Source organism: Streptomyces sp. NPDC001027, assembly GCF_040299045.1.
Classification (GTDB): domain Bacteria; phylum Actinomycetota; class Actinomycetes; order Streptomycetales; family Streptomycetaceae; genus Streptomyces.
Genome location: NZ_JBEPBI010000030.1, coordinates 45,318 through 59,683, shown reverse-complemented (window position 1 = coordinate 59,683; position 14,366 = coordinate 45,318). Strand labels below are relative to the sequence as shown.

The 14,366-nt window shown below is 72.3% G+C and carries 9 protein-coding genes; 7 read left to right on the top strand and 2 right to left on the bottom strand.

Annotated features, from left to right (window positions below; genetic code table 11):
- Nucleotides 1–224 precede the first annotated feature (224 nt).
- Entirely contained in the window at nucleotides 225–1,835 is a 1,611-nt protein-coding gene (locus ABT300_RS11985) for an NADH-ubiquinone oxidoreductase-F iron-sulfur binding region domain-containing protein (RefSeq protein WP_351674248.1), read from the bottom strand.
- Nucleotides 1,832–3,148 carry a cytochrome b/b6 domain-containing protein gene (locus tag ABT300_RS11980; protein ID WP_351674246.1) on the bottom strand — a complete coding sequence of 439 codons (1,317 nt, stop codon included), beginning with the start codon at nucleotides 3,146–3,148 and terminating at the stop codon, nucleotides 1,832–1,834. The genes ABT300_RS11985 and ABT300_RS11980 overlap by 4 nt, the downstream gene beginning before the upstream one ends.
- A 425-nt stretch (nucleotides 3,149–3,573) precedes the next feature.
- Between ABT300_RS11980 and leuS the strand changes: the two genes are divergently transcribed.
- The 7 genes from leuS (at nucleotide 3,574) to ABT300_RS11945 (ending at nucleotide 14,322) form a co-directional block, all read left to right on the top strand.
- Nucleotides 3,574–6,459: a leucine--tRNA ligase gene (gene leuS, locus ABT300_RS11975; RefSeq protein ID WP_351674245.1), complete on the top strand. Its 2,886-nt coding sequence runs from the start codon at nucleotides 3,574–3,576 to the stop codon at nucleotides 6,457–6,459.
- 258 nt (nucleotides 6,460–6,717) lie between these two features.
- Nucleotides 6,718–7,449, top strand: coding sequence for a hypothetical protein (locus tag ABT300_RS11970; RefSeq protein ID WP_351674243.1), 732 nt, complete (start codon nucleotides 6,718–6,720; stop codon nucleotides 7,447–7,449).
- Between the two features lie 216 nt (nucleotides 7,450–7,665).
- The gene (locus tag ABT300_RS11965; RefSeq protein ID WP_351674242.1) at nucleotides 7,666–8,511 is read left to right on the top strand and encodes a DegV family protein; all 846 of its coding nucleotides are present in this window, start codon (nucleotides 7,666–7,668) and stop codon (nucleotides 8,509–8,511) included.
- Between the two features lie 704 nt (nucleotides 8,512–9,215).
- On the top strand, nucleotides 9,216–10,076 hold the full coding sequence (locus ABT300_RS11960) for a ComEA family DNA-binding protein (RefSeq protein ID WP_502977922.1): 861 nt from the start codon (nucleotides 9,216–9,218) through the stop codon (nucleotides 10,074–10,076).
- A gap of 137 nt (nucleotides 10,077–10,213) precedes the next feature.
- Nucleotides 10,214–13,015, top strand: a complete 2,802-nt coding sequence (locus ABT300_RS11955; protein ID WP_351674240.1) for a ComEC/Rec2 family competence protein — start codon at nucleotides 10,214–10,216, stop codon at nucleotides 13,013–13,015.
- A gap of 61 nt (nucleotides 13,016–13,076) precedes the next feature.
- Nucleotides 13,077–14,003 carry an arylamine N-acetyltransferase family protein gene (locus ABT300_RS11950; RefSeq protein WP_351674238.1) on the top strand — a complete coding sequence of 309 codons (927 nt, stop codon included), beginning with the start codon at nucleotides 13,077–13,079 and terminating at the stop codon, nucleotides 14,001–14,003.
- A gap of 73 nt (nucleotides 14,004–14,076) precedes the next feature.
- Nucleotides 14,077–14,322 (top strand): hypothetical protein, encoded by a 246-nt coding sequence (locus ABT300_RS11945; RefSeq protein ID WP_319281728.1) that lies wholly within the window; start codon nucleotides 14,077–14,079, stop codon nucleotides 14,320–14,322.
- Nucleotides 14,323–14,366 lie beyond the last annotated feature (44 nt).

Below are 14,366 nucleotides of genomic sequence, written 5' to 3'. Positions count from 1 at the left end.
TGGTAGAGCGCCTGCATGGCATGCAGGAGGTCAGGAGTTCAATTCTCCTTAGCTCCACAGCAGATCCCGCCGGATCGAGTGCGATCCGGCGGGATCTTTTTTGTGTTCAGGCACCCCGTTCCCGGGTGGGCAGTGGGGACCGACGGATCCGGGATCGACCCGATCGGGGCCGCCTGTTCCCAGGCGGCCCCGATCTCGACTCTCGACAGCTGTCGGCGTGCTTCTCAGCGGCCGAGGGCGCGGCGGCCGCGACCCTGGGAGAGGACGGGGAGGTTGCGGGCGGGCGCCTGCGCGCGCGTGTCCTCCTCGATGCGCAGGGCGAGCGCCGGACAGCGACGCACCGCGCGTAGAGCTTTCGCCTCGGCATACTCCGGTACCTTCGCCTGCGCCACCGTCGGGAAGCCGTCGGCGCCGAGCTGGAAGACCTCGGGAAGGATGTCGGCGCACAGGCCGTGGCCGCGGCAGAGCGTCCAGTCGACGAAGATCTTCTGACGGCTCGAGCCGCTCTCCTCCGGCGCCCGGCCGCTCGTGATGGCCGCGGGGGCCATGCCCGCCTCGAAGAGCGGCAGAACGCCCTCCACGGGCCGTCCGCAGCCATTGCCGAGGACGTGGGCGGCGAGGTCGTCCGTGAACGCCTTGATGGTCGACTCCAGGAACATCGCGGAGCCGTCCGGGTGCGAGCAGGCGCCGCGCCGCTTGACGTTCTTGGCGACCTGCTTCAGGGCCTCCAGGGCGGCCGGACCGCCGCCGTTGATGATGTCCTCCATGCCGCGCGCGGCGGCCGGCAGACCGAGGTAGCAGGGGCCGCACTGCCCCGCGCTCTCGTCGGCCAGCCATTGGGCCACGCGCAGGGACTCGCCCAGCGGGCAGGTCTCCTGGCTGATCGGCAGGATCGCGCCGGCGCCGAGCGCCCCGCCCACGGCGTCGAGCGAGTTGCGGGAGACGACCGCCTCGTTGACCGTCGCCGCGTCGATCCACTTGCCGTGGTAGCCGCCGGTCAGCACGCCCTGGGGCACCGGCGGGGCGCCCGCGAGCTGGAGGACGTACCGCAGCGGCACGCCGGTGGGGACCTCGATCACCATCGGACGGGCGACGGCGCCGGAGACCGTCAGCATGACGGTGCCGGGCTCGTCGTACAGGCCGGTGTTGCCGTACCGTTCCGGGCCGATGCGGGCGGCGATGGCCAGCTGGGCGAACGTCTCGGCGTTGGAGAGGAGCGTGGGCGCGCCGCCCACGCCGTTCTGCGAAGCGCTGACCTTGCGGCCGGGCGGGATCGGCGGACCGCCGTCGATGGAACGGATCAGCGACGCGGCGGCGCCGGTGACCATGCGGATCGGGTTGCGCTGGACGAACGCCTTCAGGGCCGACCTGCGGCCGTTGCTGAGGCCGCGTTCGGAGAGGGCGGCCTCCATGGAGCGCTGAGTGGATTCGCGGGTGACCCCCACCACGAGCGTGCGGGCGCCCAGCGCCTCCGCGACGAGCAGCGCGCCGTCCAGGATGAGGTGCGGGGCACGGTTGATGAGCACCGTGTCCTTGCGGCAGGCCGGTTCGTCCTCGCTGCCGTTGACGACGACGACCGGTCGCACGCCGCGCTTGATCGCGGCCTCGGCGACCGAGCGCAGCTTCTTGTGGAAGGGGAAGCCCGCGCCGCCGCGGCCCTTCAGGTTGATGTTCTCGGAGAGCTTCGCGAGGGCCTCTCCGCCCAGGGGTTCCAGCGGCCCGTGCACCTTCAGGTGCATGGGCAGGTCAAGTCTCTCGACAAGGTCGAAACCCGACGTGAGTTGCGGAAGGCCGACCACGCGGACTTCTGGGACGTCGGGCAGGGCCTCGTTCACCTATAGCCTCCGGAAGGCGTGTTCCAAGGTTCGCCCGAACCCGGTGTGTCGTAGGACGCACCGGGCGATGGTTCGTTGGCGGCACCGCTGTTGTACGTGTTGTTCTGGTTGTACGTGCCGTACCCGGGGTTCGTCTCACCTGTGTCGTACACGTCACGTCCGTCGGATCCCGGAGTGCCCGGATTGCCATAGACCGGGATGGTGAATCCCGTGTCCTGGAGCGGGTCGTAGACGGACTGGGGCGCCTCGCCGACCGGCGGCGGGGACGGGATCGGCCAGTTGCCCGAAGTGCTGCCGCCGTTGTCGACGCGCGGGATCGCCTCGGTGGCCTGCTGCAGGTCGAACGGCATGCCCATGCGGGCCGTCTGATCGGCGATGTAGGGCGGCTGCTGGCCGCGCGGCGGGGTGTTGACGGCGCGGTAGGCGGCCGCGAAGCCGTTCGCCGGCTCCGGAGTGGCGGGCGTGTCGTACAGCGGCGACGCCGACGGCGGGGTCATCCGGGTGGAGCTCATGGTGTCCGTCAGCGGCGAACGGCCGGAGCGGCCCTCGTACCCGGGCAGTGCCGACGAGCCGGTCTCCGACACGCGCGCGCGTGACGCCTCGAGTCCGTCCATGGCGGAGCGGTCCGGCGCGCCCAGGAACGCGGTGATGCGGTCGGCGACCCTGCGCTTGAACGGGCGCGGAGCGGCGCGCAGCGCGAGCGCGGCCATGACGCCGGCCAGGCAGAGCTCGTACGAGATCATGAAGAACGGCTTCGCCGCGCGCCCTGCGAAGAGACCGTGGATGAGGGCCGCGCACAGCGCGGGGTAGGCCAGCATGTGCATCGCGCGCCAGCGGGCCGCGACCTCGGCCGGTGCGGCGAACTGGTTGCGCAGCGCACCGGTGATGCCCACGAAGATCATGAGCAGGGCGGCCAGGGAGCCGAGGCCGATGAGTCCAGCGCTGCCCTTGACGCCCAGGCTGAAGGGGATCAGCGCGGCGATCAGGACGGTGTGCTCCAGCGCCAGTTTGACGGTGATGTGCACCACGAGGAAGGCGATGGAGCCGACGGCGGTCACGCGGTGGACGCCCTGCGCGAGGATCCGCTGACGTGTGTTGAGGATGAGCCGGTCCTGGGCGACGAGGCCCCAGATGACCGAGCAGGTGAGAGACACCAGCGACAGGACACCCGCACCGAAGTTGAGGAATGCCTGCAGCTGGTCGCCGCCGACCAGCACGACCACAGGTATGAGGACCAGGACGACAGCCGTCGCCAACCCGTAGACCGACCGGCCGGGCTTGGGGAGCGTGCTGTTACTGGAACGAGGGTTCATGGGGGCAACTCCGAGCAGTTTCGGGAAAGCGGTCCCGCTGCCGAACTCTAAGTGGCTCCATACCGATGGGTACGAGGTTTGAGTTATTGCGTTGTTATGAAACGACGATGTGGCTGTTGTGATGTCCTTTAGCGGCTGTTACGCGAAGTAACCATGACCCTGGGTGCAGCTCTGACCCCCCGTTCTCGGCGCAGCAACGTTGTCTCGACCATGCATACGTAAGCGCGTGGCCTCGTGCTCAAGGCCTGCGGTACCCTAACGCCATGCGTGCTGTACGCCTTCTGCTTAGCGAGCCGCGCTGATCAGTCCCGACCGCCGGTGACGGACGGTTCGGAATCGGCGCGGCGTCCCCTCCTGTGCGAGGGGATTTTTCGTTTCCTGACGACAACCCGCTGGCAGAGACGATCGATGGAGCTTTGAGGACCATGAGCGAGACGAACCCCGCTGCCGCCGCTGTCCCGGCAGAGGCCGCGCCGCACCGCTACACGGCAGCCATGGCCGCCGAGATCGAGGCACGCTGGCAGGACTTCTGGGACGCCGAGGGCACCTATGCCGCGCCGAACCCGGAGGGCGACCTGGCCGGTGACCCCGAGCTGGTCGCCCGGCCCAAGAAGTTCATCATGGACATGTTCCCGTATCCCTCCGGTGCGGGCCTGCACGTCGGCCACCCGCTGGGTTACATCGCGACCGACGTCTTCGCGCGCTTCCAGCGCATGACCGGCCACAACGTCCTGCACACCCTGGGCTTCGACGCCTTCGGCCTGCCCGCCGAGCAGTACGCCGTGCAGACCGGCACGCACCCGCGTGTGTCCACCGAGGCCAACATCGAGAACATGAAGTCCCAGCTGCGCCGGCTGGGCCTGGGCCACGACAAGCGCCGGTCGTTCGCCACGATCGACCCCGAGTACTACAAGTGGACCCAGTGGATCTTCCTGCAGATCTTCAACTCCTGGTACGACGAGGACGCGGACAAGGCCCGCCCGATCGCCGCGCTGGTCGCCCAGTTCGAGTCCGGTGAGCGGTCCGTGCCCGGGCACACGCGTGCGTGGGGCGAGCTGACGGCCTCCGAGCGCGCCGACGTCCTGGGGGAGTTCCGTCTGGCGTACGCCTCCGACGCTCCGGTCAACTGGTGTCCCGGCCTGGGCACGGTGCTGGCCAACGAGGAGGTCACCGCCGACGGCCGCTCCGAGCGCGGCAACTTCCCCGTCTTCAAGGCCAAGCTGCGCCAGTGGAACATGCGCATCACCGCCTACGCGGACCGCCTGCTGAACGACCTGGACGCGCTGGACTGGCCCGAGGCCATCAAGCTGCAGCAGCGCAACTGGATCGGCCGCTCCGAAGGCGCCCGCGTCGACTTCCCCGTGGACGGCGAGCGGATCTCGGTCTTCACCACGCGCCCGGACACCCTGTTCGGAGCGACCTACATGGTCCTGGCCCCCGAGCACCCGCTGGTCGACAAGTTCACCCCGCAGTCCTGGCCCGAGGGCACGCACAACGTCTGGACGGGCGGCCACGCCACCCCCGTCGACGCCGTCGCCGCGTACCGTGCGCAGGCGGCCGCGAAGTCCGACGTCGAGCGCCAGGCCGAGGCCAAGGACAAGACCGGCGTCTTCACCGGCGTGTACGCCACCAACCCGGTCAACGGCGCACAGGTCCCCGTCTTCATCGCCGACTACGTCCTGATGGGCTACGGCACCGGCGCGATCATGGCCGTCCCGGCGGGCGACCAGCGCGACTTCGAGTTCGCGCGCGCCTTCGAGCTGCCCGTCCACTGCATCGTCGAGCCGACCGACGGCCGCGGCACCGACACGTCGACCTGGGAGAACGCCTTCTCGTCGTACGACGCGAAGATCATCGACTCGGCGAACGACGAGATCAGCCTGAACGGCCTGGGCGTCGCCGACGCCAAGGCGCGCATCACCGAATGGCTCGAGGCGAAGGGCATCGGCGAAGGCACCGTCAACTTCCGCCTGCGCGACTGGCTGTTCAGCCGCCAGCGGTACTGGGGCGAGCCCTTCCCGATCGTCTACGACGAGGACGGCGTCGCCCACCCGCTGCCCGAGTCGATGCTGCCCCTGGAGCTGCCGGAGGTCGAGGACTACTCTCCCCGCACCTTCGACCCGGACGACGCGGACACCTCCCCGGAGACGCCGCTGTCCCGCAACGCGGACTGGGTGAACGTCACCCTGGACCTGGGCGACGGCTCCGGCCCGCGACGCTACCGCCGCGAGACCAACACCATGCCGAACTGGGCCGGTTCCTGCTGGTACGAGCTGCGCTACCTGGACCCGCACAACAGCGAGCAGCTGGTGGACCCGGCCGTCGAGCAGTACTGGATGGGCCCCCGCGAGGGGCAGCCGCACGGTGGCGTCGACCTGTACGTCGGCGGGGCCGAGCACGCCGTGCTGCACCTGCTGTACGCGCGCTTCTGGTCCAAGGTCCTGTTCGACCTGGGGCACGTCTCCTCCGCGGAGCCGTTCCACAAGCTGTTCAACCAGGGCATGATCCAGGCCTACGCGTTCACCGACTCCCGCGGCGTGTACGTCCCGGCCGCCGAGGTCGAGGAGCGGGACGGCGCCTTCCTGTACCAGGGCGCGCCCGTGAAGCGTGAGTACGGGAAGATGGGCAAGTCCCTGAAGAACGCCGTCACGCCGGACGAGATCTGCGCCGAGTACGGCGCCGACACGCTGCGCCTGTACGAGATGGCGATGGGCCCGCTGGACGTCTCGCGCCCCTGGGACACCCGCGCGGTGGTCGGCCAGTACCGCCTGCTGCAGCGGCTGTGGCGCAACATCGTCGACGAGGCCACCGGCGAGGTGACCGTCGTCGACGCCGAGGCCGACGAGCCGACCCTGCGGGCCCTGCACAAGGCCATCGACGGGGTGCGCCAGGACCTGGAGGGCCTGCGCTTCAACACCGCCATCGCCAAGATCACCGAGCTGAACAACCACCTGACCAAGGCGGGCGGGGCGCTGCCGCGCACGGTCGCCGAGGACCTGGTGCTGCTGACCGCCCCGCTGGCCCCGCACATCGCCGAGGAACTGTGGCGCAAGCTGGGCCACACCGACTCGGTCGTCCACCAGGACCTGCCCGTCGCCGACCCGGCGTACGTCGTGGACGAGAGCGTGACCTGCGTCGTGCAGATCAAGGGCAAGGTCAAGGCGCGCCTGGAGGTCTCCCCGGCCATCTCCGACGATGAGCTGGAGAAGGTCGCGCTGGCCGACGAGGCGGTCGTCAAGGCGCTGGGCGGGGCCGGCATCCGCAAGGTGATCGTGCGGGCGCCGAAGCTTGTGAACATCGTTCCGGCGTAAGGGTCGGCCTCCGCGCACGGAGGCGGGCCGTACCTCCGAGCGGCGACGGCTTCGTCCGGGCGTGAGACGGGGCTTTCGCCCGTCCGGCCGGGCGGCCCTGTGATGTCGGACGTCCCTTAGGGGTTCCGTGCGGGCAGGTTCGGGGTTCTTCTGGAACTCCGGGCCTGCCCGTCTCGTTTACCGTTTGAAGGGCGGGGCGCCGGCTGTGGTGCGCCGTCTGCGGGGCCGGACGGGTCGTGCAGGTCGAAGGAGGAGCTCGTGGAAGCCGTGATCGCCGTCATCGTCCTGCTCTTCGTGCTCTGCCTGGCGCTCGGCGCCTACGCCACCGTGAAGGTGATCGGGGCCGCCAAGCGGGGCGTCGACCGCACCATCGGCCAGGCCCGCCGCACGGTAGAGGACCACACCCTGCGGGCCAAGTCCTTCGCCCAGCCCGGACCGGCCGGTGAGATCGCCCAGCTGCGGCTCGCCCTGCGCACGTCGATGCGGGCCACTCAGGACGCACTGCAGGCGGGCGTGGTGGAGGACGCGTCCCTGAAGGAGTCCCTCGGCCTGTTCCAGAGGCTCAGCGCGCACGGCCACGAACTGGACGCCGAGCTCAAGCGCCTGGAGTCGGAGCCGGACCGTGCGACGCTCGCCGAGCGTCTGCCGGCGCTGCGGGAGCGCACCGAGCGCATCACGGGATCGGCCGACTCGTTGCGCTGGGCCACCCGTGACCGTGCCCGCCGCTTCGCGGAGGACGACCTCGACTCCCTCAGCGCCCAGATCGGCGTCGAGGCCGGCGCGCTGCGCCACTGGACCACCTCGGAACCCGACCGGACGCCGCCGTGGCCCGAGGCGCCGGTCGCCGACAGCCCGACGACGGGCCAGACCTGGCCGGAGACCCCCGGCGCACGCACTGCGGACGAGTCGACCCCGCCCGCCATCACCCCGCCCGGACCGCGCGAGACCTACTCCTGGCAGAAGAAGCCCCGCCCGGAGAGCACCACCTGAGCGGAATCCGGGGTTCGGCACTGCCGTCGGCAGAGGGGCAGGTGACACGCTGATGCCGCGGTCGTCGCGCGCCGACGCGGCAGTGTGACCGGGTCCGCCGCCTCACCGGATCCCTGCGCGGGCGTTGTTCGGCGGGGTACTTGATTCGGTCAAGGGCAGCCCAGCTGCCAGGGGCCGGACTGCCGCACAGCGGCTACGCCAGGTAACCTCCAGGTCATGTCCCGCCATGTCGCGATCGTCACGGATTCAACGGCCTACCTGCCGCAGCGGACGATGGAGCGTCATGGCATCACCACGGTGCCGCTGACCGTCGTCCTCGGCGACCAGGCACTCGCAGAGGGCAGTGAGATCTCCACCCGCTCGCTGGCTCAGGCACTGCAGAAGCGACGCCCCGTCACCACCTCGCGCCCCAGCCCCCAGTACTTCGCCGAGACCTACCGCAGGGTCGCCGAGGCGGGCGCCACCGGCATCGTCTCCCTCCACCTCTCCGCCGAACTGTCCGGCACGTACGACGCGGCGGTGGTCGCGGCGCGCGAGGCCCCGGTGCCGGTGCGGGTGGTGGACACCGGCATGGTCGCCATGGCGCTCGGCTTCTGCGCGCTGGCGGCTGCCGAGGTCGCGGAGCAGGGTGGGACGGTCGACGAGGCGGTCACCGCGGCGGAGAAGCGAGCCGACGGCACGTCCGCCTACTTCTACGTCGACACCCTGGAGTATCTGCGTCGAGGCGGCCGGATCGGCACGGCCCAGGCCCTGTTGGGCTCGGCGCTCGCCGTGAAGCCCCTCCTCCAGCTGGACGCGGGGCGCATCGACCTGCTCGAGAAGGTGCGGACCGCCTCGAAGGCGATCGCCCGCCTGGAGGAGATCGGCGCCGACCGGGCGGGCAGCGCGCCGGTGGACATCGCCGTGCACCATCTCGCAGCCCCCGAACGGGCGTCGGCTCTCGCTGACCGTCTGCGCTCCCGCGTGCCCGGACTCGTCGATCTGCACGTCAGCGAGGTCGGAGCGGTGATCGGGGCACATACCGGTCCTGGACTGCTGGGAGTCGTGGTCTCACCACGATGAGGACTTGCCCCTCCTGTGGGTGACCGGGTGACGGAGTTATCCACAACGGGGCGTCGGTCCACGGAAAATGAGCAAGATCATCGCGGTGTGACGAAGTGTCCGATCCTCGTCGTATGGCACTTCGATCACGCTCACGCAGCACATACGCGACCAGTGGCCCGGGCCGGTCCCGCGGCTCCGACGGCCGCTCCCGCCGCCTTCGCCCGCCGGGCGGTCGGGCGGGACACCGTCACGCTTCGGCGGAGGAGAACCGTCGTAGGGCGCAGGCGTTGTTCGCCGCACGGGCCCGGGAGGCGGGTGCGCCCGAGAGGCCGGGTATCGGACCGCCGGGCGGGGTGGTCGGGGGCGGCGCGGGTGACAGGGCCGGTGGTGGCAGCAGTCGGCCCGAGTCCCAGGGCCCTGGTGGACACGGCAGCCGGCCTGAGACCCAAGGGCCTCGTGGACATGGCAGCCGGCGGGAGTCCCAGGGGTTTGGTGGACACGGCAGCGAGCCTGAGACCCATGGGTTTGGTGGACACAGCAGCCGACCTGAGATCCAGGGCCCTGGTGGACACGGCAGTCGGCGGGAGTCCCGTGGCGGTGATGCCGGCGGCGGCGCGGGGTCTGCGGACGGCACGACCGTCGCGTGCCCGGCGGAGGGCGCGGGAGAGCCTGGTCCAGGGGGTGGGGCAGCGGACGGTGCCGGGGGCGCGGGTGACGTCGGCGTGGTCGCAGAGGGCGATGCGTTGGAGGGGGCCGTCCTCAGCGTAGAGGCCGGTGCTTTCGAGGGCGGGGGTCAGGCGGCCCGGGCGGCCTGGTGGGAGCGGGCGGGGCCTGCGCTGCGGGAGCGGATGCCGGTCTGGCTGCAGGCGCGGTGCGCACTGGAGCGCAGGAGCGTGCTTGCGCTGACCGTGCTGCTGGTCGCCGCCGCGGGCTTCGCCGTGCAGCACTTCTGGGCCGGAAGGGTCCAGCCGGTGAAGGCGCCGGAGGCGGTGCGAGCCGTGGCCCCCTTCGGGGCGGCCGCAGACGGGCGGGAGCCGGCGGCCGGGTCCGAGGCGTCCGCCGGTCCGCCGGGGCCGGGAATCGCGGGGAGCGCCGGGAGCACGGCCCGCGGCGAGATCGTGGTGGACGTCAGCGGAAAGGTGCGCAAGCCCGGAATCCACCGTCTCCCGGCCGGTTCGCGGGTCGTCGACGCGCTGGACGCGGCCGGTGGGGTGCGGCCGGGCGCCGACACCGACGGTCTCAACCGCGCACGGTTCCTCGTGGACGGCGAGCAGGTCGTCGTCGGCGTCCCGTTGGCGGCGGCCGGGGCCGCCGCGGGAGCAGCGGGACCAGGATCCGCGGCCGGGGCGGCGGGGTCCGCCGGCACGGCAGGTTCCGGCGGCGGGCCGGCGGTCCCCGTGTCCCTCAACACGGCGACCGTCGACCAACTCGAGGCCCTGCCGGGCGTGGGACCGGTGCTGGCGCAGCACATCATCGACCACCGGGCCCGGCACGGCGGCTTCCGGTCGGTGGACGAGCTGCGGGACGTGAACGGAATCGGCGAGCGGCGATTCGCCGACCTGCGGAATCTCGTGCGGCCATGAGGAGGCCGAACGCTGTACGGGGGATCCCCGGAGGCAGGGGCAGGGGCAGGGGCAGCGGTGGGGGCGGGGCCCTGGACGAGGGCGGGGGCGCACTGAACGGCGTCTGGCCGGCGCCCGGCGGGAGCGGTCGGCAGGCCGTGCACGCCGTCTCCGGAAAGCGGCTGGGGGACGCCCACCCGCGTCAGGAGGGGCCGGTGGATCTCCGGCTCGTACCTCCCGCCCTCGCGGCCTGGGCCACGGCCGCGCTCACGTTGGACGCGGCCCCGGGCCTGGTGGGCGGCCTGGTGCTCGGCTGCCTGGCGGTCGCCGCGACCCTGCTGGTCGTGAGGCGGGGCAGTGCAAGGAACGCCTCGCTCATGCCGGACCTTCGGAACGACAGGCCGCGCGTCGACCCCGGAGAGCTGGATGGCGCGGGCGCGGCGAGTCGCCGGGAGGCGTCGCCGGACGGGAATGTCGCGGAGGTGGGTGGTGTGGGTGCGGCGGGGCGTCGAAGGGTGTCGCCGGACGGGAATGTCGCGGAGGTGGACGGCGCGGGCGCGGCGAGTCACCGGGAGGCGTCGCCAGACGGGAATGTCGGGGAGGTCGGTGGTGTGGGTGCGGCGGGGCGTCGGAGGGGTTGGCCGCGTGTGACCGTTGCCGCCTCTCTGCTCTGCGCGGCCGCGGCTGCCGCGTCGGCCGGGCTGCACGGCGCCGACCTGCGCCGCGGACCGGTGCCCGCGCTGGCGGGCAGGTACGCGAGCGTCACCGCCGAGGTCGAGCTCACCTCCGACCCACGGCTCACGCGCCCCCGCGTCAGAGGGGACCACGTGATGCCCGACTCGGTGGTGATCGAGACGGAGGTGCGCAAGGTCGAGACCGCGGAGGGGACGGTGGTGGCGACGCGGACGCCGGTCCTGCTGATCGTGGACGCCGGATCGCGCAGGGGAGGCGGCCGACGCCCAGGGCCCTACGGCCGGAAGGGGTCCGGCGGCGCGCGCGGTCACCAAGGGCGGCCCGAGGCCCCGTGGCTCGCGTTGCTGCCGTCCACCCGACTGCGAGTGGCCGGGCGGCTCGCGCCGGCCATGGCCCGAGGGGACCGGTTCGCGGCGGTGCTGCGGGTGCGGGGCGGGGCGCCGCCGTCGGTCGTGGGGCGACCCTCTGCCGTGCAGCGGTCGGCGGGGCGGCTGCGGGCGGGCCTGAGGGCCGCCACCGACGGCTTGCCGGCGGACGCCAGGGCGCTGCTGCCGGGGCTGGTGGTCGGGGACACCTCGAGGATCACGCCCGAACTGGACGAGGCCTTCAAGGAGACGGACCTGGCCCACACCCTGGCCGTCTCCGGAAGCAACCTCACGATCATCCTCGTGCTGCTCATCGGCCCGCCAGGTCTCGCCCAGCAGGTCGAGCGGCGCGGCCTGGCGGCCCGGCTGGGCGTCCCCCTGCGAGCGACCGCCGTGCTCGGCGGGGCGCTCACGCTCGGATTCGTGGTGGTGTGCCGGCCCGACCCCAGCGTGCTGCGCGCCGCGGCCTGTGGAGCGATCGTGCTCCTGGCCCTGGCGACCGGCCGACGCCGGTCCCTCGTGCCGGCACTGGCGACAGCCGTGTTGCTCCTGGTGCTGTACGACCCGTGGCTGGCCCGGAGCTACGGCTTCCTGCTCTCAGTCCTCGCCACTGGAGCCCTGTTGACGCTGGCGCCGCGGTGGAGCGCCGCCCTGCGCAGGCGGCGGGTCCCGCCGAGGCTCGCGGAGGCGCTGGCTGCGGCCGGAGCCGCGCAGGCCCTGTGCGCACCGGTCGTCGCGGTGCTGTCCGCGCGGGTGAGTCTGGTGGCGGTGCCCTGCAACATCCTCGTGGAGTTCGCGGTCGCGCCCGCGACAGTGCTGGGCTTCGGGGCGCTGGCCACCGCACCGGTGGCGATGCCGGTGGCGCGGGCGCTGGCCTGGTGCGCCGGTTGGCCCGCCGAGTGGATCGCGGGCGTGGCCCGAACGGGCGCCGCGCTGCCGGGCGCGGGAATCGACTGGCCGGGCAGTTGGATGGGTGCTCTGTCGCTGGCGGCCGTCACGGGCGTGGCGGTGATGTCCGGGCGTCGGCTGTCGAGGCATCCGTGGCTGTGCGCGGTCTGCGGGGCCCTGCTGCTGCTCGTGGTGGTGCGGCCGCCGCCGCTGACGAGAGTGCTCACGGGCTGGCCGCCGCCGGGCTGGCGGCTGGCGATGTGCGACGTGGGGCAGGGCGACGCGACCGTCCTCGCGGCGGGCGACGGCGCCGGCGTGGTCGTGGACGCCGGTCCCGATCCCGCGCTGATCGACCGGTGTCTGCGCACGCTCGGCATCACCAGGGTGCCGCTCGTCGTGTTGACCCACTTCCACGCCGACCACGTGGCCGGGCTGCCCGGGGTCCTGCGGGGCCGCGAGGTCGGCGCCGTCGAGACCACCGCCTTCGAGGAACCCGTGGAGCAGGTGGAGTTCGTGAGGAAGGAGGCGAGGACGCGGAACATCCCTCTCGTGCGGGCCGTGGCCGGGGAGCGGCGGCGGGTCGGCGCGCTGGAATGGGAGGTGCTGTGGCCTCCGCCGTTTCCGGCGCCGGCGCCGGAAGGCCCGAACGACGCGAGTGTGACGCTGCTCGTGCGATCGGCCGGGCTGCGCGTGCTGCTGCTGGGCGATCTCGAACCCCCGGCACAGCGGGCGCTGTCGAGATCGCCTGCGGCCGCGCTGGTGCGCGGGGTGGATGTGCTGAAGGTGGCGCATCACGGCTCGGCCTACCAGGACCCGGACCTCATACGGGCGGTGGCGCCCCGGCTGGCGCTGATCAGCTGCGGCGAGGACAACCCGTACGGACACCCGGCGCCCAGCACGGTGGCGGCACTGCGCAGGGGAGGGGCGGCGGTGCTGCGGACGGACCGGGACGGGGCTCTGGCGGTCGTCGGAGGCGGAGGAGGGGACGGGGAGTTGCGGGTGGCGCGAGACTGAGGGCATGAATCCCGCACAGGCGAAGGACGAACAGCCCCGGTCTTCCGCGCCCCGATCTACCGTGCCCCGGTCTTCCGTCCCCCGGGACGCCGACCGCCCCTCCGGCGCCCGGCGCCAGGGCGTCCGCTTCCCCGACGCTCGTTTGGTCGAGGCCTATCTCCACCGCCTCGGCCTCGAGCTCCCGCTTCCGGCCCCGACCGCAGGCCTTCTTCGGGAGCTGCATCTGCGGCATCTGCGGGCCGTGCCCTTCGAGAACCTGTCGGTGCATCTCGGGCAGGAGATCGTGCTGGAGGAGAGGCTGCTGGTCGAGAAGATCGTCGAAGCGCGCAGAGGAGGGTTCTGTTACGAGCTGAACGGAGCCTTCGGGGCGCTGCTGACGGCGCTGGGCTTCCAGGTGACGCTGCTGGCAGCGCGGGTGTACGGCGAGGAGGGTCGGCTCGGGATCCCGTACGACCATCTGGCGCTGCTGGTCGGGGCGGCGGACGGCGGGCAGTGGCTGGCCGACGTCGGGTTCGGGGCGCACAGCCACCACCCGCTCCGCTGGGGGCACGACGGCGAACAGGCCGACCCCGGTGGGACGTTCAGGATCGCCGCGGCCGCTCCGGACCCGGTCGGCGCGGAGGCCGGAGCCGGTACGGATCGCGCCGGAGCCGGTGCGGCGGTGCAGGGGCGGGACATGGACGTCGTGCGGGACGGAGCGCGGGTGTACCGGCTGGAGATGCGGCCCCGGGTGCTCGGGGACTTCGCGGCGGGAGCGTGGTGGCACAGCACCTCACCGGAGTCGCACTTCACACAGTCGCTGATCTGCTCGCGGCTCACCGAGGAGGGAGGGCGGATCACGCTCGGCGGACGCCGCTTCAAGGCGACGTCCGCGGACGGAACGAGCACCGAGCACGAACTGGAGGCCGACGAGGAGGTGTTGGAGGTGTACCGCGAGCAGTTCGGGATCGAGCTGGACCGGGTGCCGACGGTCCGCACGCACGGGTGATCCCGGCCTTGTGGGGCGTCACGGGCGGACACGCCGGTGCACGGGCCGTGGGTGCGTGCCGGAAAATGGCCTCGTGAGCGATGTGAGACATGTGCTGGTGCTGCCGGACCGCGACGCGGCGGAGGAGGTGGCTCAGGCGCTCGGGGAGCGCTTCGGCGTCGGCGAGGAGCCGAGGATCGTCCGCGACGCCCTGGCAGGGGAGGACGACGCGGAGGACGCTCAGTGGCTCGTCCTGCTGCATGACGAGGCCGGCCGGCTCGACGCGGCGGCGCTGGACGAGTTCGCGGCGGAGTGGGAGGGCTGGCGGGAGGAGCCCTGAGATGCGTAGGCCGCGCTGTCAGTGGCTCGTGGGATGCTTTCGGT

Excerpts from the sequence above, each read along its gene's own strand:
- ABT300_RS11980 (WP_351674246.1), bottom strand. The coding sequence starts at position 3,148 with ATGAACCCTCGTTCCAGTAACAGCACGCTCCCCAAGCCCGGCCGGTCG.
- leuS (WP_351674245.1), top strand. The coding sequence starts at position 3,574 with ATGAGCGAGACGAACCCCGCTGCCGCCGCTGTCCCGGCAGAGGCCGCG.
- ABT300_RS11965 (WP_351674242.1), top strand. The coding sequence starts at position 7,666 with ATGTCCCGCCATGTCGCGATCGTCACGGATTCAACGGCCTACCTGCCG.